This window comes from Erythrobacter oryzae (assembly GCF_030271515.1).
Taxonomy (GTDB): domain Bacteria; phylum Pseudomonadota; class Alphaproteobacteria; order Sphingomonadales; family Sphingomonadaceae; genus Erythrobacter; species Erythrobacter oryzae.
Genome location: NZ_JASCXI010000001.1, coordinates 439,402 through 457,010, shown reverse-complemented (window position 1 = coordinate 457,010; position 17,609 = coordinate 439,402). Strand labels below are relative to the sequence as shown.

Below are 17,609 nucleotides of genomic sequence, written 5' to 3'. Positions count from 1 at the left end.
GGCGCGCGATGGACTTGCATGGGCTGTCGGGATAGCTTGGGCAGGGATGGGAGACGGGAATGGGCAGGCATCGCTGGATTGTCGCAGGAGCAATCTTGGGCGCGCTCGCTGCCCGTTCCGCCTGCGCGGAAGAGGCCCGCGTGCCTGACCCCGATACCGTCGCCGCGCTCGCCCGCGAGACGATGGAGGCGACAGGGGCCAAGGGCCTCGCCATCGCGATGATCGACGGTGGCGAAGTGCGCTCGGTGCAGGCATTCGGCCTTCGCAATGCCAATGGCGAGCCGCTGACGCCGCAAACCATCATGTACGGCGCCTCTCTCACCAAGGCGGTGTTCGGGTATTGGACCGCGATGCAGGCCGACCGGGGCCGGATCGATCTCGACGCGCCGCTGGCTGCGCGGCTTGCCAAGCCCTTGCCGGAATACGGCAATCTCGACGCTTACGGCAATTGGGGCGACCTTGCGGGCGACGAGCGCTGGCGCGTGATCACGCCTCGCCATGTGCTGAACCACGCGACCGGGTTCGCCAATTTCTCGTTCCTCGAGCCGGACGGAAGGCTGCGCTTTCACTTCGATCCGGGCAGCAGATACGGCTATTCGGGCGAAGGGATCATGCTGCTGCAATTCGCCTTCGAGGCCGATGGCGGAGCGCGTGTGGGCGAGGGTGTCGCCGCCGATCTGTTCGCGCCGTTGGGCCTCAAGGACCTCGGCCTGATGTGGCGACCCGAATTCGCCGCCAACCTTGCCGACGGGTGGACCGAGAGCGGCGAAATCGAGCCGCATGACGAGCGCAGCCGAGTGCGGATGGCGGGCTCGATGGACGTCTCGCCTGAAGCGATGGCAGCGCTGGCGGCGGCGATGGTGCGCGGTTTCGGCCTTTCGCCCGCGATGCGTGCCCAATTCGCGCACCCCGGCATGGCGATCACCACCCGCTCGCAGTTTCCGAGCCTCCAGGACGAGGCTCCCGAGGCCGAACGCTTTCCGATCCGCGCAGGGCTCGGCGTGGTCACCTTTGACGGGCCACAGGGGCCGGGGTGGTTCAAGGGGGGCCACAATGATTCGACCGCGAACATGATGGTGTGCCTCGAGATGGGGCAGCGCTGCGTGGTGGTGCTCTCCAACGACGTGCGGGCCGAACGGCGCTTTCCGAAGCTCATCGACGCGCTGCTGGGAGGGACCGGAATGCCGTGGCGCTGGGAATATCCCGAGGCCGATTACTGAGCGGCAAGGCCCTGCGCGCGCAGCCATGCGGCCAGAGCGGCGGGATTGCGCAGGCGCACCAGCGTGCCGGTGTAACCCGCGAGCTTCGCCTCGGTGCGGGGGCGGGGGCCCGCGTTCCACGTCATCACATACCAGAAGAAGGCCGCATCGAAGCGTTCGGGGCAGCCCTCGGGCATGTCGGGGCGCGAGCGGCCGCGGTGGGTGATGATGCGCTTTGCCAGCCGCCACAGGCATAGGCGGATCGGGAAATCGAGGTAGATCACCGTGTCGGCGCGCGCGAGGCGGGGGGCGAGGGTGCTGCCGTAATTGCCCTCGATCAACCAGCGATCGCCCGCAACGACCTCGGCAAGGCGGGCGTTGAGTTCGGCCTTCCCGGTCTCGACCCAGCCCGCCTGCCAGCCGAGCTGGTCCATGTGGACGAGCGGCAGGCCCATGCACGGCGCGAGTTCGCGGGCGAGGGTGCTCTTGCCCGAACCGCAGGGGCCGATGATGAGGACGCGGTTCATGCCGGCGACCCTTCGCGCTTCAGCGCCTCGCTGCGCTTGCGCTTGAGATAGGCGGCGAGTTCGCGCGGGCCCTTTTCCATCGCGGTGGGGATCATGTAGCCGAGCGACCACAGTCCGCTCCAGTGGCGGCGCGGAAGGTTGGAGCCGTCGACCTCGATATGGACGTGGTAGCCGATGCCCCTGAGGTTGATACGCCGTCTGATCGCGGTGATCTCCGACCAGCGCAGGGAAATAGTCCAGAAATTGCCGATCAACCGCAGACCCGACGGATCGACCTCGAGCCGGTAGGTGAGGAGGCCGTTGAGCAGCAGCATCACGACAAACAGCATCAAACCCGCGCTGGCGAGCATTAAGGGGCCCTTCCACCACCCGCCCGCCTCGTTCAGAAGGTCGAGGCCGGCGAAACCCATCGCCGCTGCAAGCCCGGTGAAGACCGGCAGGCAGACAAGCAGCAGCAGATGCCCCCACCAGCGCATCCTGATGATGGTGGCGGCGTGGCCCACGCCTCAGCCCTGCATCCTCAGCGCCACGTCGTTCATGAAGCGCACGTCATCACCCTTGGCGAGCCACTCCGCCTCCGCGCCGATCGCGCCGAGCATGGCGGCGAGGTCGTCCTCCTCGGCCTTGGCGAAATTCCCGAGGACGTAGCCGTTGACCCGGTCCTTGTGCCCCGGATGCCCGATGCCGAGGCGGATGCGGCGGAAATCGGGCCCAAGATACTGGTCGATCGAGCGAAGGCCATTGTGCCCCGCGTGCCCGCCGCCCTGCTTCACCTTGACCTTGAAGGGGGCCAGGTCGAGCTCGTCGTGGAACACGGTGAGGGCATCGGTGCCCAGCTTGTAGAAGCGCAGCGCCTCGCCCACCGCGCGGCCGCTCTCGTTCATGAAGGTCGCGGGCTTCAGCAGCAGCACCTTCTGCGAGCCGATCCGCCCCTCCTGCGCCCAGCCTGCAAACTTCTTCTGCACCGGGCCGAAGTCATGCATGTCGGCGATCACGTCCACGGCCATGAAGCCGACATTGTGCCGGTGGAGCGCATAGCGCGGTCCGGGATTTCCGAGGCCGACCCAGATCTGCATTACGTTCCCCTAAAGCCCTCTCGCAAAAAACGAAACGCCGGACTTCCCGCGAAGGAAGCCCGGCGTTGTCGTTCCGTTGCCGGCGCGTGGCTTACGCCACGTCGGCCTGGGTCGTGTCGCCTTCGCTGCTCTTGAGGCCCGACGGGGCGATCAGGGTCGCGATGGTGAAGTCGCGGTCGGTGATCACGCTGGTCACGCCCTTGGGCAGGGTCACGCTGCTGATGTGGATCGAATCGCCGATTTCGCGGCCGGTGACATCGATCTGGATCTCTTCCGGGATGTCCGCGTTGGGGCACAGCAGGTCGAGTTCGTGACGCACGATGTTGAGCACGCCGCCCTTCTTGAGGCCGGGCGAGGCGTCTTCGTTGACGAACACCACCGGCACCGAGACCTCGACCTTGCTGTCACCGGTCAGGCGCAGGAAATCGACATGGGTCGGACGGTCGGTCACCGGGTGGAAAGCGACATCCTTGGGGAGCGTGCGGACGGTCTTGCCACCGATCTCGATAAGGACGATCGAGTTCATGAAGTGGCCGGTGCCCAGCTGGCGCACCAGTTCCTTCTGCTCGACGTGGATCATGGTGGGTTCTTCCTTGCCGCCATAGATGACAGCAGGGGTCCGACCTTCGCGGCGAAGTGCTCGGGAGGCTCCCTTGCCAGCCCGTTCGCGCGCTTCGGCCGGCAGGGTAAGAGTCTCGCTCATACGGATGCCTTTCGAATGCGTGTTTGATTGATACAGTCACACGGCGCGACCGCCTCCAGGGATGACCGGAAGCGCCGAAGCGCGGGCCCTTAGAGAGAGATGCCCCGAAAGGCAACCTCTTTAGGAGACACGCCGCACGCGGTAGCCCTGCGCCTCCAGCAAGACGGCGAGCCCCTCTGGCCCGACCAGATGCGCGGTGCCGACCGCGATCAGCGGCTTGGGGGCCTCGGCCAACAGCGGGCCGAGCGCGGCTGCCCAGCGGCGGTTGCGCGCCACCAGCAGCGCCTCGCGCACCGCCGGATCGGCGAGCACGCCCTCGCGGGTCGCGGCCTCGATGGCTTTCGCATCGCCGGCAAGCCAGGCGCGCTGCAAGCGTTCGGGGTCCTTGGCGGCAGCCACGCTATCCTTCACCACGGCGGCCAGCATGGCGCGCTGCTGCGCCTCGGGCAGGCGGTCGAAGATGGCGAGCTGTGCGGGCGCTCCCTCGAGCTCGCGCACCCGGCGATCCTTGAACTCGGCTATCAGCGCGCGGTCGACCCCGTTGGCCGGATCGCCCGCCGCATCGACGCGCGCGAGCGTCAGCGCGGCGGCCCAGGTCTCGGTCGCGGCAAAGTCCTCCGCGTCGAAATTGCCGCGCAGCAGGAGGGCGGCAAGGCGCGGGCGCAGCTCTGCGGGGAGGCGCTGGTCGAGCGGCGGCAGGCCGGGGGAATTGGCAAGGCTGGCGAAGGTGCGGGCGATGGCGGTGCTGTCATAGAGCGCTGCGATCTCGACCACCAGCAGGTCGGCGCTCTTGGCGGCCGTGTCGATGGCAGGCGTGCGCCAGCGCGCAAAAGCGGGGAGGGCATGGATGGTGCCGACCATCCAGCCCTCCACCGACCCATCGGCCGAAGCGATTTCGTAGAGCAGGGGGGCGGGCGGGGCCGCATCCCTTGCGGGCTCACCGGGGGCATTGCTGCACCCGGCAGCCAGAAGGAGGAGGAGGGGGGCGATGATCCCCGCGGCGCACCGCAAGACCATCGCCCCGAAGCCTTGCGTCATTACTTGACGCGGCTCACCTTGATGCCCTTCTGGGCAAGGTAGTCCTGCACGCTCTTGGCGCCCGCAAGATGCCCCGCGCCAACCGCGATGAACACGGTGCCGGGGGTGTCGAGGCGGGTGTCGATCCACTCGGCCCAGTTGCGGTTGCGGGCATAGAGCAGCGCGTCGGCGACCTTGGGATCGCTCATGCCCTCGTTCATCACCGCAGCCAGCGCCTCGGGATCGCCCTTCGACCATTCGGCCACCATGCGGTCGAGCATCGGCTTGGTCTCGTCGAGGTTGTTGGCGGCCTCCATCAGGAAGGCGATCTGCGCCTCCTGCGGCATGCCATCGAAGATGCCGAGCTGGAATTCGGCGGTCTCCAGCGCGCCGGTCTTCTTGCCAGGGACCTTGGAGAGCAGCACCTTCTCGACACCGCTGTTGGGGTCATAGCCCTCGAAGGTGAGCGGCAGGATCGACATGGTGAGGCCCACCATCCACGGCTTCATCCCGTCGAACTGGCCCGCGAGCATCTCGCCCGGAGGCGGCACGAGGCCCTTGGCCTTGGCGTCCTCGTACTGGGCGCGGGCTTCGGCGGGGACCTGGGCGAGCTGCGCGGCTTCGATCTTGCCGCCAAGCTGGGTGAGGGCGGCGGTGTACTGGGTCTTCTGCTCGTCGTTCAGCAGCGAGCGCAGGGTGGTGCCGGCCGGCAGCGCGCCCTTCTGCAAGGCAAGCTGCTGCATCGCAGCCTCGCTCGCGGGGTCCATCGGGATCTCGGTGACGAGGATGTCCGACCCGTCGAGCGCCTTGGCGATGGTGGCATCGTACCAGTCGAGGCCCTGCGGCAACACGTGGACCGTGCCGAACAGGTAGATGGTGGTGTCGGCATCGGCGACCTTCCACAGCGCCGGGCCCTTGGCAGCGGCGGTTTCGCCGGCAGCGTGACCGGCGTGGTCGTCGGCCAGCACCGGGCTCGCCGCGAACAGGGCGAAGGGCGCGGCGGTCAGGGCGAGCAGGGCAGAGAGTTTCATTGTCAGTGATTCCTTTTGGTTCAGGTGGTTGGGTTTGAGCGAATTACTTGAGGTAAACAAGGATGCTGGCACGACAGGGACGGGGTCAGAGCCGCCAGCGGGCATAAAGGAAGGAGGCGATCATCGAGACGTAAGCGATCGCGAAGATCCCGAAGGCATGGGGCGGCGGGGTAAAGCCCCCGGCATAGAGCACCGCCCAGATCGGATAGCCGCCGAGCACCGACACGCAGCCGCCGGTGAAGGCGATGTAATTGTGCTCGCGCTTGTAATCGTCGATCATGCGGAACCCCCACAAGGGCAGCACCACAAAGCCGCCGATCAGCAGCACGACGAGGCCGAGCGCCAGCATCGGGGGGAGCTTGAGGCTCTCCCAATCGCCGCCGAACAGACTGCCGTCGCCCTGGTCGAAGATGCCGGTGATCAGGCCGATCAATCCGCCGAGCACGCCGGCGAGCGCGATGTAGCCCATCTGGCGGCGCTGGCGCTGGAGGGTGCGACGTTCGCCCGGGCCGCCGGAAGCCGGCTCGGCCAGCGCGCCGCGCAGGGCAAACCGCCAGACCCCGTAACCGATCCCGGCGAAGCCCAGCGCAACCGCGCCGAGTATGGCTGCATCGCGCGGGGCGGCGCTGCCTTCCTCGATCATGGCGCCGACATAGCCGGCGGCCGTCCCTGCGAGGAACACCAGCACAAGCCCGCCAAGGACCCCGATGGCAACGCGGCCGAACATCGGCAGGCCTTCGGTCATTCCGGCCTCGGCACGGCGCTCATCAATGTTCGTCATGAAAAATCTCCTCGATCGGCAGATCGAACAGCCGCGCGATGCGGAAGGCGAGGGGGAGGGAGGGGTCGTGCTTGCCGGTCTCGATGGCGTTGACGGCCTGGCGCGAGACATCGAGCCGCCCGGCGAGCTCCGCCTGGCTCCAATCCCGCTCGGCGCGCAGCACCTTGAGGCGGTTTTTCACCGTTCAGATCCCGAGCGCATTGGCCAGCTTGGCGACGATCGCGCCGGTGGCATAGCCGCTCAGCAGGATCATCGCGAAGAACAGCCACTGCTTCACACAGACGCTCTTTTCGAAAAATTCCATGGTCAGTCTCCGTCAGGTCAACCCGACTTGGTGTCAGGTAATGCTGACTATATGTCGCGATTCGTTGACCATGTCAAGATGACCTGACTTTGTGTCGTATCTTCGTGACTGCCACGATTGGCAGGAAGGGCATTTGCCGAGGGGAATCGCGCGCTCCCGCAGCCTTTCACCCGCCCATGCTGCGGCGCGGCATTGACGCTGGCAGGGCGTTCGGCCATGGCGAGCCGCCATGAGCGCTACGCCCCTCTTCACGCCTCCCGCACGCGATCCCGCGCGCTCGTTTCAGGACATGATCCTGACGCTTCACGACTTCTGGAGCGCGCACGCGGGCTGCATCATTCTCCAGCCCTACGACATGCGCATGGGCGCGGGGACGTTCCACACCGCGACCACCCTGCGCGCGCTGGGCCCCGAGCCGTGGAACGCCGCTTTCGTCCAGCCCTGCCGCCGCCCCACCGACGGGCGCTATGGCGAGAACCCCAACCGGCTCCAGCATTACTACCAGTATCAGGTGATCCTGAAGCCATCGCCGAGCGACATTCAGGAGCTTTACCTCAAGAGCCTCGCCGCGATCGGGATCGACCCGCTGGCGCACGACATCCGCTTCGTCGAGGACGACTGGGAATCGCCGACGCTGGGCGCATGGGGCCTCGGGTGGGAAGTGTGGTGCGACGGGATGGAAGTCACCCAGTTCACCTATTTCCAGCAGATGGGCGGCTTCGACTGCAAGCCGGTCGCGGGCGAGCTGACCTACGGGCTCGAACGCCTCGCGATGTATATCCAGGGCGTCGACAACGTCTATGACCTCGCCTTCAACTCCGCGGGCGTTTCGTATGGCGAAGTGTTCCTCGAGAACGAGCGCCAGATGTCCAAGTGGAACTTCGAAGTCGCCAACACCGAAGCGCTGTTCGACCTCTTCGCCAAGGCCGAGGCCGAGTGCCGCAACGCACTCGCCGCCGATGTGCCCATCGCCGCCTACGAGCAGGCGGTCGAGGCGAGCCACGTGTTCAACCTTCTGCAGGCGCGCGGCGTGATCTCGGTGCAGGAACGCGCCAGCTACATGGGCCGCGTCCGCGACCTCGCGCGATCCTCTTGCGAGGCATATGCCGAGAAGATGACGCCCGAGTGGCAGGCCAAATACCCCGGGTGGAGTCTCGTCTGATGGCCGACTTCCTGCTCGAACTGCGCTGCGAGGAAATCCCTGCCCGAATGCAGGCGGGGGCGCGTGCGGAACTGGAAAAGCTGTTCCGGCGCGAGCTGGAAGCCGCCGGGGTCAAGCACGACAACCTGCGCATCTGGTCGACCCCGCGCCGCTTGGCGCTGATCGCCTACGACTTGCCCGCCGCCACCGAGGCGGTCAGCGAGGAAGCCAAGGGCCCGCCCGAAGGCGCCCCCGACGCCGCCATCGACGGCTTCTGCAAGAAGGCAGGCGTGACGCGCGACCAGCTCGAGCTGCGCGACGTCAAGGGCCGCATGACCTACTTCGCGGTCGTCGCCACCCCCGGCCGCCCGATGGCCGAGGTGCTCGCGGCGGCAATCCCCGCAATCATCCGCGATTTCAGCTGGCCCAAGTCGATGCGCTGGGGCGCGGCCTCGATCACCACCGACAGCCTTCGCTGGGTGCGCCCGCTCTCGGGGATCGTCGCGCTGCTCGATGGCGCGGTGCTCGACGTCGAGGTCGGCGGCATCCGCTCGGGCCGCGAGACGATGGGGCACCGCTTCCATCACTCCGGCTCCATCGCCATCGAGAGCGCGCATACCTACGAAGGGCAATTGCTGAACGCGCGTGTGATCGTGAAGCACACCAAGCGCGAGGCGCTGATCCGTCAGGGCGCAGAAGAGGTCGCTGCGGCTGCTGGCCTCAAGCTGGTCGCCGACGAGGGCCTGGTGATCGAGAACGCAGGCCTCACCGAAAACCCTGTCCCGCTGCTCGGCCGCTTCGACGAGGCGTTCCTCGACGTGCCCCCCGAAGTGATCCAGCTCACGGCGCGGGTGAACCAGAAGTATTTCGTGTGCGAAGACTCGCAGGGCAAGCTCGCCAACGCCTTCGTCTGCACCGCGAATATCGCGCCGCTCGACCCCGCCGTGGTGGTTGACGGCAACCGCAAGGTGCTGGCGGCACGCCTGTCCGATGCGCGTTTCTTCTGGGAGCAGGACCAGAAGACCCCGCTCGCGGTCCATGCGGAAAAGCTCTCGCGCATCACCTTCCACGAGAAGCTCGGCACCGTGGCCGACAAGGTCGAACGCGTGGCAAAGCTGGCGCGGTGGTTGGTTGAGTCCGATATCGTCACCCCAGCGAAAGCTGGGGCCTCGGGCGGCAGTGACCATACGCCCAAGGTGCCAGCTTCCGCTGGCATGACGAAGGAAAAGTTGGCGGATATGGCCGAACAGGCCGCACGCCTGTGCAAGGCCGATCTCGTCACCGAGATGGTCGGCGAGTTCCCCGAATTGCAGGGCCTGATGGGCGGATATTACGCCGCGAAGGAAGGCCTGCCGCAGGAGGTCGCCGAGGCGATCCGCGATCACTACAAGCCGGTCGGGCAGGGGGACGATGTGCCGACTGCGCCGGTGACGGTGGCGGTGTCGCTGGCGGACAAGCTGGACACGCTGATGTGCTTCTTTGCCATCAACGAGAAGCCCACGGGGTCAAAGGATCCGTTTGCCCTTCGCCGTGCGGCGCTCGCAGTCATCAGGCTTGTTCTAGAAAACGGCCTGCGTTTCTCGGTGGATGCGACCTTTGAAACCATGACCGACGTGATTGCGATGGGGCGCCGTGACGATGAGGGTCAGGCTCGTCGTGACGAGCTCGACGCGCTCTTGCTAAACGAGATCGCGTCAGGTTCGGCAGGACTGCACTGGTTCATTCTCGACCGCCTTAAAGTGCAACAGCGTGACGCCGGTGTTCGCCATGATCTAATCGACGCCGTTGTTACAAAGGACGACGATCTCGTCCGCCTGCTCGCCCGCGTCCATGCGCTGCAAGCCTTCGTCACCACCGAGGACGGCGCCAACCTCCTCGCGGGTTACAAGCGCGCGGCGAATATCCTCAAGAAAGAGGGCTACGAAGGCCCCGCCGGCACGCCTGATCCCGAGGTCCTCTCAAGCCTCAAGGAAGGCAACGACACCATCCCCGACACTGGCGAGGAAGACCCGCTCGCAATGGTCGACGATCCCGACGTGGGCGACATCCTCGCGGCAGAAGCCCGCGACAATCCATCGCTCTCCTACACGCCCGAGCCCGCCGAGCAGGCGCTGATCGACGCGCTCGATTCTGCCGCCCCGCGCGCGGCGCAGGCGGTGAGGGAAGAGCGGTTCGCCGATGCCATGGCCGCGCTCGCCACCTTGCGCGCGCCCATCGACCGGTTCTTTGAAGAGGTGACCGTCAACGCCGAGGAAGCGGACAAGCGCGCCGCGCGCCTTGCCCTGCTTGCGCGGTTCCGCGATGCGGTGCACCGGGTCGCCGATTTCAGCCGGATCGAGGGATAGGTGAAACAGCCCTGTTCCTGAGACGCAATAGCACCACTATGTAATTGAATTTACAGTAAGTTGATTTTCCGACTGCACCCGCACCGTATGAACTATGTCAACTAGCGAGGAACCGGCATGACACTCCAGACGGTCTATGTTTTCGGAGGCTCCGCCGATCACTCCGATCCGCGCCAGAAGGACAAGACCGTCGCGGGCGGGAAGGGCGCGAACCTGGCAGAGATGGCGAGCATCGGCCTGCCGGTGCCCCCGGGCTTCACCATCACCACCGAGGAATGCGTGGCCTATCTGCGCGATGGCGCGGGCTTCTCGGAAGGCTTGAAGGCGGCGGTCGCCGATGCGCTCGCCCATGTCGAAGCCTCGGTGGGCAAGCGCTTCGGCGATGCGGCGGACCCGCTGCTGGTCTCGGTCCGCTCGGGCGCGCGGGTGTCGATGCCGGGGATGATGGACACGGTGCTCAACCTCGGCCTGAACGACGCGACCGTCGAGGGTCTCGCGGCCTCGAGCGGGGACGCGCGCTTTGCCTGGGACAGCTACCGGCGGTTCATCCAGATGTACTCGGACGTGGTGCTCGGGATCGATCACGGGCTGTTCGAGGAAGCTCTCGAGATCGCCAAGGAAGACAAGGGTTTTTACAACGACACCGAGATGGCGGCTGAAGACTGGCAGGCGCTGGTGGGCGAGTACAAGGGCATCGTCGCCGAGGAACTGGGCCGCGACTTCCCGCAGGATGTCCACGAGCAGCTGTGGGGCGCGATCCGCGCGGTGTTCGACAGCTGGGACAGTGACCGCGCCAAGGTCTACCGGCGGCTCAATGACATCCCGGGCGACTGGGGCACAGCGGTCAACGTGCAGGCGATGGTGTTCGGCAACATGGGCGAGACCAGCGCCACCGGGGTTGCCTTCACCCGCGACCCCGCAACCGGCGCGCGCGCCTACTATGGCGAGTATCTGATCAACGCGCAGGGCGAGGACGTGGTGGCGGGCATCCGCACGCCGCAGTACCTGACGAAGGCTGCGAGGGAAGCGGCGGGGGCCAAGCCGCTCTCGATGGAAGAGGCGCTGCCGGAGGCCTATGCCGAGCTCGCCCGCGTGTTCGACCTGCTCGAGCTCCACTACAAGGACATGCAGGACATCGAGTTCACCGTCGAGCGGGGCAAGCTCTGGATGCTCCAGACCCGCTCGGGCAAGCGCACCGCCAAGGCCGCGCTCAAGATGGCGGTCGACATGGTGGCCGAGGGCCTGATCGACGAGCGCGAGGCGGTGCGGCGGGTCGATCCGATGGCACTGGACCAGCTGCTCCACCCGACGCTCGATCCCAAGGCCGAGCGCCATGTGCTGACCACGGGCCTCCCTGCCTCGCCGGGCGCTGCGGCGGGCCGGATCGTGCTCGACGCCGACACCGCCGAGCAATGGGCGGGGCGCGGCGAGAAGGTGATCCTCGTTCGCGTCGAGACGTCCCCGGAGGACATCCACGGCATGCACGCGGCGCAGGGCATCCTCACCGCGCGCGGCGGGATGACCAGCCACGCGGCGGTGGTCGCCCGCGGCATGGGGCGGCCCTGCGTCTCGGGCGCGGGGGCGGTGTCGATCGACCGTGCCTCGCGTACCCTGCGCATCGGTTCGACCGAACTGAAGGAGGGCGATGCCATCACCCTCGACGGGGCGACGGGGCAGGTGATGCTCGGCATCGTGCCGACAGTCGAGCCCGAGCTGGCGGGCGACTTCGGCACGCTGATGGTGTGGGCCGACAAGCTGCGGCGCATGAAGGTGCGCACCAATGCCGAGACGCCCGACGACTGCCGCATGGCGCGCCAGTTCGGGGCCGAGGGCATTGGCCTCTGCCGCACCGAACACATGTTCTTCGAAGCCTCGCGCATCAGCCTTGTGCGCCAGATGATCCTCGCCGAGGACGAGGCGGGGCGCCGGCGGGCTTTGGAAAAACTGCTGCCCGAACAGCGCGCCGATTTCACCGCGATCTTCGAGGTGATGGCAGGGCTGCCCTGCACGATCCGCCTGCTCGATCCGCCGCTGCACGAGTTCCTGCCCCACGCCGACGAGGAATTCGCCGAGCTGGCGGATGCGACCGGGCTGGGCGTGGATCACCTCAAGCGCCGCGCGGGCGAGCTGCATGAATTCAACCCGATGCTCGGCCACCGCGGTTGCCGTCTCGGGATCACCTTCCCCGAGATCTACGCGATGCAGGCGCGCGCGATCTTCGAGGCGGTGTGCGCGGTCAAGACCGCCAGCGGCGAGGCGCCGCTGCCCGAGATCATGATCCCGCTGGTGGCGACCAGGCGCGAACTCGCGATCCTCAAGGCGCTGGTCGACAAGGAGGCCGAGGCCGTGTTCGCCGAGACCGGCACGCGGGTCGACTACCTCGTGGGCACCATGATCGAACTCCCGCGCGCCGCGCTTATGGCGGGCGAGATTGCGGAAGAAGGCGCGTTCTTCTCCTTCGGTACCAATGACCTCACCCAGACGACGCTGGGCGTCAGCCGCGACGATGCAGCGCGGTTCCTCAGCGTCTATGTCGACAAGGGCATCTTCCCGCGTGATCCCTTCGTCAGCCTGGATATCGAGGGTGTCGGCCAGCTGGTCGAGCTGGCGGCCGAGCGCGGGCGCAAGACCCGGCCCGACATCAAGCTCGGCATCTGCGGCGAGCATGGCGGCGACCCGGCGAGCATCGCATTCTGCGAGGGCGTCGGCCTCGATTACGTCAGCGCCTCGCCCTACCGCGTGCCGATCGCGCGGCTCGCGGCGGCGCAGGCGGCGCTGAAGAAGGCCTAGGTCCCGGCGAGGGATCGCCGCCCGGTGAGGGTGACGATCTCGAAAGTCTCGGTGGTCTTTCCGTCCGCCTCGGCGCGCGCGGCGAAGGCGGCGCGGGCGCGGGCGAGGGCTGCCTTGCCGAGCGGGGCAGCGGGCTTGGCGAGGGCATTGCCGAGGCCCTGATCGCGCAGGTCGCCCACCAGACGGTCAAGCGAGGAATAGCGCACGCCCAGCGTGTGGGTGTCGACCACCGGGTCCTTCCACCCGGCTCGCTGGAGGAGCGAGGGCGCCGCGCGGGCATCGACCATGGGGTGGAGCCGTGCCGCCGGGCGATCGGGCTCGGCCGCCATCATTGCGGCACGCAGGGCGGGGAGGCTCTGGCCGCCGATGAAACTCGCGATCACGAGTCCGCCGGGGGTCAAGGCATTGCGCAGGTGGATCAGCGCACCGGGTAGGTCGTTGACGGCATCGAGCTGGCCGATCACGCCGATGAAGTCGAAGGGGCTGCCTGCGAGGGGCTCGGCCGGATTGGCGGTGATGTCGACGGCAAGCTCGGCGCCACCCTCTCGCAGATGGGCCTCAAGCATGGCCGGTGCCCCGCCGATCAGCAGAGCGTGGGCGGGGGCATGGCGCACGAAGCTCAGGCGCTCGATCATGTCCTCGGCCATCTCGTCGATGAGGAAGCGCGCCGCATCACCTCCGGACCGCAGCCTTGCGACCGATCGCAAGGCGCGCGCCACGCGGCGATGTTCGGCAAAGATGGTGGGGACGGCAGCGGCGTTCATGCCGCGACGCCCTGCCGCGCTTGCCTCGGAAGCGCAAGCCATGCGACACTCGCGCGCATGGCAGTGGCCCGACAGTTTGCCCGGCATCTCGCTCCGGTGGTGGATTTGATCTATCCGCCGCGCTGCCCCTCGTGCGGGGTGGCGGTGGCGGCGCAGGCGGGGCTTTGCACCGATTGCTGGAGCACGCTCGAGGTGCCCGAGCATCCCGAGGTCCCAGGCCAAGCGGTGCCGGTCTATGCGGCGACCTATTACAACGAGACCTCGCGCCAGCTGGTCCTCGCCTACAAGCACGGCGGCCGGATCGCGCTCGCCGCCCTGCTGGCGCGGCTGATCGCAGGCCGGATGCCCGAGCCCGAACCTGGGCGCCCTCCGCCGTTGCTGGTACCGGTGCCGCTCCACCGCTGGCGGTTGTGGAGCCGGGGGTTCAACCAGGCGGCGCTGCTCTCACAGCAGTTGCAGAAGCAGGGCAAGGGCGAGGCGGCGGTAGCGTCGCTGGTGCGGTTCAGGCGCACGCCCAACCTCGGCGGGCTGGGGCGCGAGGCGCGCGAGCGGGTGCTGACCGGGGCGATCCGCCTCGCACCAGGGGCGGCGGCGCGGATCAAGGGGCGCGATGTGGTGCTGGTCGACGACGTGCTCACCAGCGGGGCGACAAGCCGTGCCTGCCTTGCCGCGATTGCGGCAGCGGGACCATCCTCGATTGCGGTCGCGTGCTTCGCCCGGGTCGAAGAAGACCACAAGCTCGCGCATCCGTAATCCGGGTCGGCCCGTAGAAAACATAACGCCCGAGGTCTTTCGACCCCGGGCGCCACGTGACGAAACGGCGAGGATCCGCCCTCTCGGGCGAAGGCAGCGACCCCCTAACTTCGCTGCCGGGATCCAGTCCCTATCGTTCAACCGGTCGCGCTGGCACCCCGCTGCCAAGTCTGCGGTCCGGTCACCCCCTGAACCCGGCACCGGGCGGTGCCGCTTGTTCGGTGGAGAACCCCTTGCGAAGGCTCCGGAGGCTTTCTTCCACCGAGTTGCCTAACGCGGAAGATGAAACCTCGCGGGGTGCAATTTTTTGTGACGTGCTGTTGTCTGCTTGCAACAATCGCTGCATGAGCCGCCTACTCACTTTGCTGGAGTTGCCCCCGTGACCGATCCCGTCCTCACTTCGCAAAAGCGCGAGAAGGGCCTTGTCTTTGCTCCCAAATTCGATTCCGCAGGGCTCTTGACCGCGGTTGTGGTCGATGCGGCCGACGGCACGGTGCTGGTCGTGGCGCACATGAACGCCGAGGCGCTCGCGAGAACGCTCGAGACCGGCAAGGTGCACTTCTGGTCGCGTTCGCGCGGGGCCTTGTGGCTGAAGGGCGAGACTTCGGGGCATTTTCTCGCGGTGGAATCGGTGCTGACCGACTGCGATCAGGACGCGTTGCTGATTCGCGCCACGCCCGCCGGCCCCACCTGCCACACCGGTGCGCGCTCGTGCTTCTACCGCGAGGTCGTCGCGGGAGAGGGCGGGGCGGTGCTGCGGTGGATCGATACTTGACGCTCACGTAAACGTAAGGTAGAGCGCGGGCATGGCTACCGCTCCCGCTTCCACCACCGCCGCAGATCCCGCCGCCGAACCGCGCCGCAACGGTGCGCATCTCGATCGGCCGGATGTCCACGAGCGCGAACATTTCACCATTTCCGACCTCACCTCGGAATTCGGCTGCACCGCCCGCGCGCTGCGCTTCTACGAGGACGAGGGGCTGATCAGCCCGGCGCGCGTGGGGCTGACCCGCGTCTATTCGAAGCGCGACCGCGCGCGGCTCGCCTGGATCATGCGCGCCAAGAACGTCGGCTTCTCGCTCACCGAAATCCGCGAGATGATCGACCTCTACGATCTTGACGACGGCCGCGTCGAACAGCGCCGCGTCACGATCGAAAAGTGCCGCACGCATATCGCCAAATTGAAGGCGCAGCGCGACGACATCGACAGCTCGATCAAGGAACTGACCGACTTCGTGGCCGAAATCGAAAAGCTCGACCTGCGCTGATGCGCTAGGGCCAACCCCGCTTCAACACGTCTGCACACCAGAGGGATCAACCGATGCCGACCTACACCGCGCCCACCCGCGACACGCGTTTCATCATCAACGAGGTGCTCGACCTTGCCAGCTACGGCAACCTGCCGGGATTCGAGAACGCGACGCCCGACATGATCGAGACGGTCGTCAACGAGGCCGGCAAGTTCTGCGCCGAGGTGCTCGCGCCGATCAACCAGGCGGGGGACGAGCATGGCTGCACCCGTCACGAGGACGGCAGCGTCACCACCCCTCCGGGCTTCAAGGAGGCCTATCAGGCCTATGTCGAGAGCGGTTGGGGCACGCTGGCACAGCCCGAGGAGTTCGGCGGGCAGGGCCTGCCGCACGTGCTCGGCTTCGTGCTCGAGGAATATACCGGCACCGCCAACCAGGCCTTCGCCATGTATCCCGGCCTCACCCACGGCGCGGTCTCGGCGATCCTCGCCAAGGGTTCGGACGAGCAGAAGGCGACTTACGTGCCCAAGATGATCTCGGGCGAATGGTCGGGCACGATGAACCTGACCGAGCCGCACTGCGGCACCGATCTCGGCATGATCCGCACCAAGGCCGTGCCCAATGGCGACGGCACCTATGCGATCACCGGCACCAAGATCTTCATCTCGGCCGGCGAGCATGACCTGACCAGCAACATCATCCACCTGGTGCTGGCCAAGACCCCTGGTGCGCCGGACAGCACCAAGGGCATCTCGCTCTTCATCGTGCCCAAGTTCCTGCTCGACGAGAACGGCAATCCGGGGATGCGCAACGGCGTCACCTGCGGTTCGATCGAGAAGAAGATGGGCATTCACGGCAACGCCACGTGCCTCCTCAACTACGATGGGGCGACCGGCTACCTCGTTGGCGAGGAGAACAAGGGGCTCGCCGCGATGTTCATCATGATGAACGCCGCGCGCCTTGGCGTCGGGATTCAGGGCTATGCCCAGGCCGAGGTCGCCTATCAGAACGCCGTTGCCTATGCGCTCGACCGCCGTCAGGGCCGCGCGCTGACGGGTCCGGCCGAGCCGGAAGCCAAGGCCGATCCGATCTTCGTCCACCCCGACGTGCGCCGGATGTTGATGGACGCCAAGGTCTTCACCGAGGCCATGCGCGCCCTTTGCCTGTGGGGCGCGCTCCAGGTCGACCTCACCCACAAGGCGCAGACCCCGGAAGAGCGCGAGGCTGCCGACCTGCTGATCGGGCTTATGACCCCGGTGATCAAGGGCTACGGCACCGACAAGGGCTATGACATCGCCAACAACATGCAGCAGGTGTTCGGCGGCCACGGCTATGTGCGCGAGTGGGGCATGGAGCAGTTCGTGCGCGATAGCCGCATCGCGATGATCTACGAAGGCGCCAACGGCGTGCAGGCGATGGACCTGTGCGGCCGCAAGCTTGCCGCGGGCGGGGGCAAGGCGATCCAGGCCTTCTTCGCGATGATCGACGAGGAAATCGCCGCCGCCAAGCAGGACGAGGCGCTGAAGAGCATCGCCGAACGCCTCGAAAAGGCGCTGGGCGAGCAGAAGGCGGCGACGATGTGGTTCATGCAGAACGCGCTCGGAAACCCCAACCACCTCGGCGCGGGCGCGCACCACTACATGCACATCATGGGCATCGTGACGCTCGGGCACTTCTGGCTGAAGATGGCCAAGGTTGCACAGGCGAAGCTCGCCGAGGGCGCTGACGACAAGGCCTTCTATGAAGCTAAGCTGGTCTCGGCAAACTACTACGCCGAACGCTTCCTCCCCGATGCGGGCGCGCTGCGCCGCAAGCTGGAGGCGGGCAGCGAATACATGATGAAGCTGCCGGCCGAGGCCTTCGCGACCGCCGCGTAAGGCACCTTTGCCAAGGACACGGAAAAGGGCCGCCCCGCATCGCGCAGGGCG

At 67.0% G+C, this 17,609-nt stretch carries 17 protein-coding genes; 8 read left to right on the top strand and 9 right to left on the bottom strand.

Annotated elements, in window-relative coordinates:
- The first annotated feature begins 140 nt into the window (after nt 1-140).
- Nucleotides 141-1,220: a serine hydrolase domain-containing protein gene (locus PFX90_RS02280; protein ID WP_285710081.1), complete on the top strand. Its 1,080-nt coding sequence runs from the start codon at nt 141-143 to the stop codon at nt 1,218-1,220.
- On the opposite strand, the gene PFX90_RS02275 is transcribed toward PFX90_RS02280, so the two are convergent.
- From PFX90_RS02275 to PFX90_RS02240, 8 genes are all read right to left on the bottom strand, one after another.
- A complete protein-coding gene (locus PFX90_RS02275; RefSeq protein ID WP_285710079.1) occupies nt 1,214-1,726 on the bottom strand; it encodes an AAA family ATPase in 513 nt (170 codons plus the stop codon). The genes PFX90_RS02280 and PFX90_RS02275 overlap by 7 nt on opposite strands.
- Nucleotides 1,723-2,229, bottom strand: a complete 507-nt coding sequence (locus PFX90_RS02270) for a hypothetical protein (protein ID WP_285710077.1) — start codon at nt 2,227-2,229, stop codon at nt 1,723-1,725. Before PFX90_RS02270 ends, PFX90_RS02275 begins: the two co-directional genes overlap by 4 nt.
- A gap of 3 nt (nt 2,230-2,232) precedes the next feature.
- Nucleotides 2,233-2,802 carry an aminoacyl-tRNA hydrolase gene (gene pth, locus PFX90_RS02265; RefSeq protein ID WP_285710074.1) on the bottom strand — a complete coding sequence of 190 codons (570 nt, stop codon included), beginning with the start codon at nt 2,800-2,802 and terminating at the stop codon, nt 2,233-2,235.
- 91 nt (nt 2,803-2,893) lie between these two features.
- Nucleotides 2,894-3,505, bottom strand: coding sequence for a 50S ribosomal protein L25/general stress protein Ctc (locus tag PFX90_RS02260; protein ID WP_285710071.1), 612 nt, complete (start codon nt 3,503-3,505; stop codon nt 2,894-2,896).
- Nucleotides 3,506-3,625: 120 nt separating this feature from the next.
- Complete coding sequence (locus tag PFX90_RS02255; RefSeq protein WP_285710068.1) at nt 3,626-4,522, bottom strand: TraB/GumN family protein; 897 nt, start codon at nt 4,520-4,522, stop codon at nt 3,626-3,628.
- A 20-nt stretch (nt 4,523-4,542) separates the two neighbouring features.
- Nucleotides 4,543-5,553: a TraB/GumN family protein gene (locus PFX90_RS02250; protein ID WP_285710066.1), complete on the bottom strand. Its 1,011-nt coding sequence runs from the start codon at nt 5,551-5,553 to the stop codon at nt 4,543-4,545.
- 85 nt (nt 5,554-5,638) lie between these two features.
- Nucleotides 5,639-6,334 (bottom strand): hypothetical protein, encoded by a 696-nt coding sequence (locus PFX90_RS02245; RefSeq protein ID WP_285710065.1) that lies wholly within the window; start codon nt 6,332-6,334, stop codon nt 5,639-5,641.
- Nucleotides 6,321-6,515 carry a helix-turn-helix transcriptional regulator gene (locus PFX90_RS02240; protein ID WP_285710062.1) on the bottom strand — a complete coding sequence of 65 codons (195 nt, stop codon included), beginning with the start codon at nt 6,513-6,515 and terminating at the stop codon, nt 6,321-6,323. The genes PFX90_RS02245 and PFX90_RS02240 overlap by 14 nt, the downstream gene beginning before the upstream one ends.
- A 352-nt stretch (nt 6,516-6,867) precedes the next feature.
- Here PFX90_RS02240 and PFX90_RS02235 point away from each other — a divergent pair, with 352 nt between their 5' ends.
- The 3 genes from PFX90_RS02235 to ppdK all read left to right on the top strand — a co-directional run bounded on the left by PFX90_RS02235 (nt 6,868) and on the right by ppdK (nt 12,914).
- Nucleotides 6,868-7,800, top strand: a complete 933-nt coding sequence (locus PFX90_RS02235) for a glycine--tRNA ligase subunit alpha (protein WP_285710060.1) — start codon at nt 6,868-6,870, stop codon at nt 7,798-7,800.
- Nucleotides 7,800-10,124 (top strand): glycine--tRNA ligase subunit beta, encoded by a 2,325-nt coding sequence (gene glyS / locus PFX90_RS02230; protein WP_285710058.1) that lies wholly within the window; start codon nt 7,800-7,802, stop codon nt 10,122-10,124. Before PFX90_RS02235 ends, glyS begins: the two co-directional genes overlap by 1 nt.
- A gap of 117 nt (nt 10,125-10,241) precedes the next feature.
- Nucleotides 10,242-12,914: a pyruvate, phosphate dikinase gene (gene ppdK, locus PFX90_RS02225; RefSeq protein WP_285710055.1), complete on the top strand. Its 2,673-nt coding sequence runs from the start codon at nt 10,242-10,244 to the stop codon at nt 12,912-12,914.
- Here the strand turns inward: ppdK and PFX90_RS02220 are convergent.
- Nucleotides 12,911-13,678, bottom strand: coding sequence for a class I SAM-dependent methyltransferase (locus PFX90_RS02220; protein ID WP_285710053.1), 768 nt, complete (start codon nt 13,676-13,678; stop codon nt 12,911-12,913). The genes ppdK and PFX90_RS02220 overlap by 4 nt on opposite strands.
- 57 nt (nt 13,679-13,735) lie before the next feature.
- Here PFX90_RS02220 and PFX90_RS02215 point away from each other — a divergent pair, with 57 nt between their 5' ends.
- The 4 genes from PFX90_RS02215 to PFX90_RS02200 all read left to right on the top strand — a co-directional run bounded on the left by PFX90_RS02215 (nt 13,736) and on the right by PFX90_RS02200 (nt 17,558).
- Entirely contained in the window at nt 13,736-14,431 is a 696-nt protein-coding gene (locus tag PFX90_RS02215) for a ComF family protein (RefSeq protein ID WP_285710051.1), read from the top strand.
- Nucleotides 14,432-14,810: 379 nt separating this feature from the next.
- Nucleotides 14,811-15,206, top strand: coding sequence for a phosphoribosyl-AMP cyclohydrolase (hisI, locus tag PFX90_RS02210; protein WP_285710049.1), 396 nt, complete (start codon nt 14,811-14,813; stop codon nt 15,204-15,206).
- 31 nt (nt 15,207-15,237) lie between these two features.
- Complete coding sequence (locus tag PFX90_RS02205) at nt 15,238-15,699, top strand: MerR family transcriptional regulator (protein ID WP_285710046.1); 462 nt, start codon at nt 15,238-15,240, stop codon at nt 15,697-15,699.
- 53 nt (nt 15,700-15,752) lie between these two features.
- Nucleotides 15,753-17,558: an acyl-CoA dehydrogenase C-terminal domain-containing protein gene (locus PFX90_RS02200; protein ID WP_285710044.1), complete on the top strand. Its 1,806-nt coding sequence runs from the start codon at nt 15,753-15,755 to the stop codon at nt 17,556-17,558.
- Nucleotides 17,559-17,609 lie beyond the last annotated feature (51 nt).

Coding starts and splice junctions, on each gene's coding strand:
- PFX90_RS02275 (WP_285710079.1), bottom strand. CDS start 1,726: ATGAACCGCGTCCTCATCATCGGCCCCTGCGGTTCGGGCAAGAGCACC.
- pth (WP_285710074.1), bottom strand. CDS start 2,802: ATGCAGATCTGGGTCGGCCTCGGAAATCCCGGACCGCGCTATGCGCTC.
- PFX90_RS02260 (WP_285710071.1), bottom strand. CDS start 3,505: ATGAGCGAGACTCTTACCCTGCCGGCCGAAGCGCGCGAACGGGCTGGC.
- PFX90_RS02255 (WP_285710068.1), bottom strand. CDS start 4,522: ATGGTCTTGCGGTGCGCCGCGGGGATCATCGCCCCCCTCCTCCTCCTT.
- PFX90_RS02250 (WP_285710066.1), bottom strand. CDS start 5,553: ATGAAACTCTCTGCCCTGCTCGCCCTGACCGCCGCGCCCTTCGCCCTG.
- PFX90_RS02245 (WP_285710065.1), bottom strand. CDS start 6,334: ATGACGAACATTGATGAGCGCCGTGCCGAGGCCGGAATGACCGAAGGC.
- PFX90_RS02235 (WP_285710060.1), top strand. CDS start 6,868: ATGAGCGCTACGCCCCTCTTCACGCCTCCCGCACGCGATCCCGCGCGC.
- glyS (WP_285710058.1), top strand. CDS start 7,800: ATGGCCGACTTCCTGCTCGAACTGCGCTGCGAGGAAATCCCTGCCCGA.
- ppdK (WP_285710055.1), top strand. CDS start 10,242: ATGACACTCCAGACGGTCTATGTTTTCGGAGGCTCCGCCGATCACTCC.
- PFX90_RS02220 (WP_285710053.1), bottom strand. CDS start 13,678: ATGAACGCCGCTGCCGTCCCCACCATCTTTGCCGAACATCGCCGCGTG.
- PFX90_RS02215 (WP_285710051.1), top strand. CDS start 13,736: ATGGCAGTGGCCCGACAGTTTGCCCGGCATCTCGCTCCGGTGGTGGAT.
- PFX90_RS02205 (WP_285710046.1), top strand. CDS start 15,238: ATGGCTACCGCTCCCGCTTCCACCACCGCCGCAGATCCCGCCGCCGAA.
- PFX90_RS02200 (WP_285710044.1), top strand. CDS start 15,753: ATGCCGACCTACACCGCGCCCACCCGCGACACGCGTTTCATCATCAAC.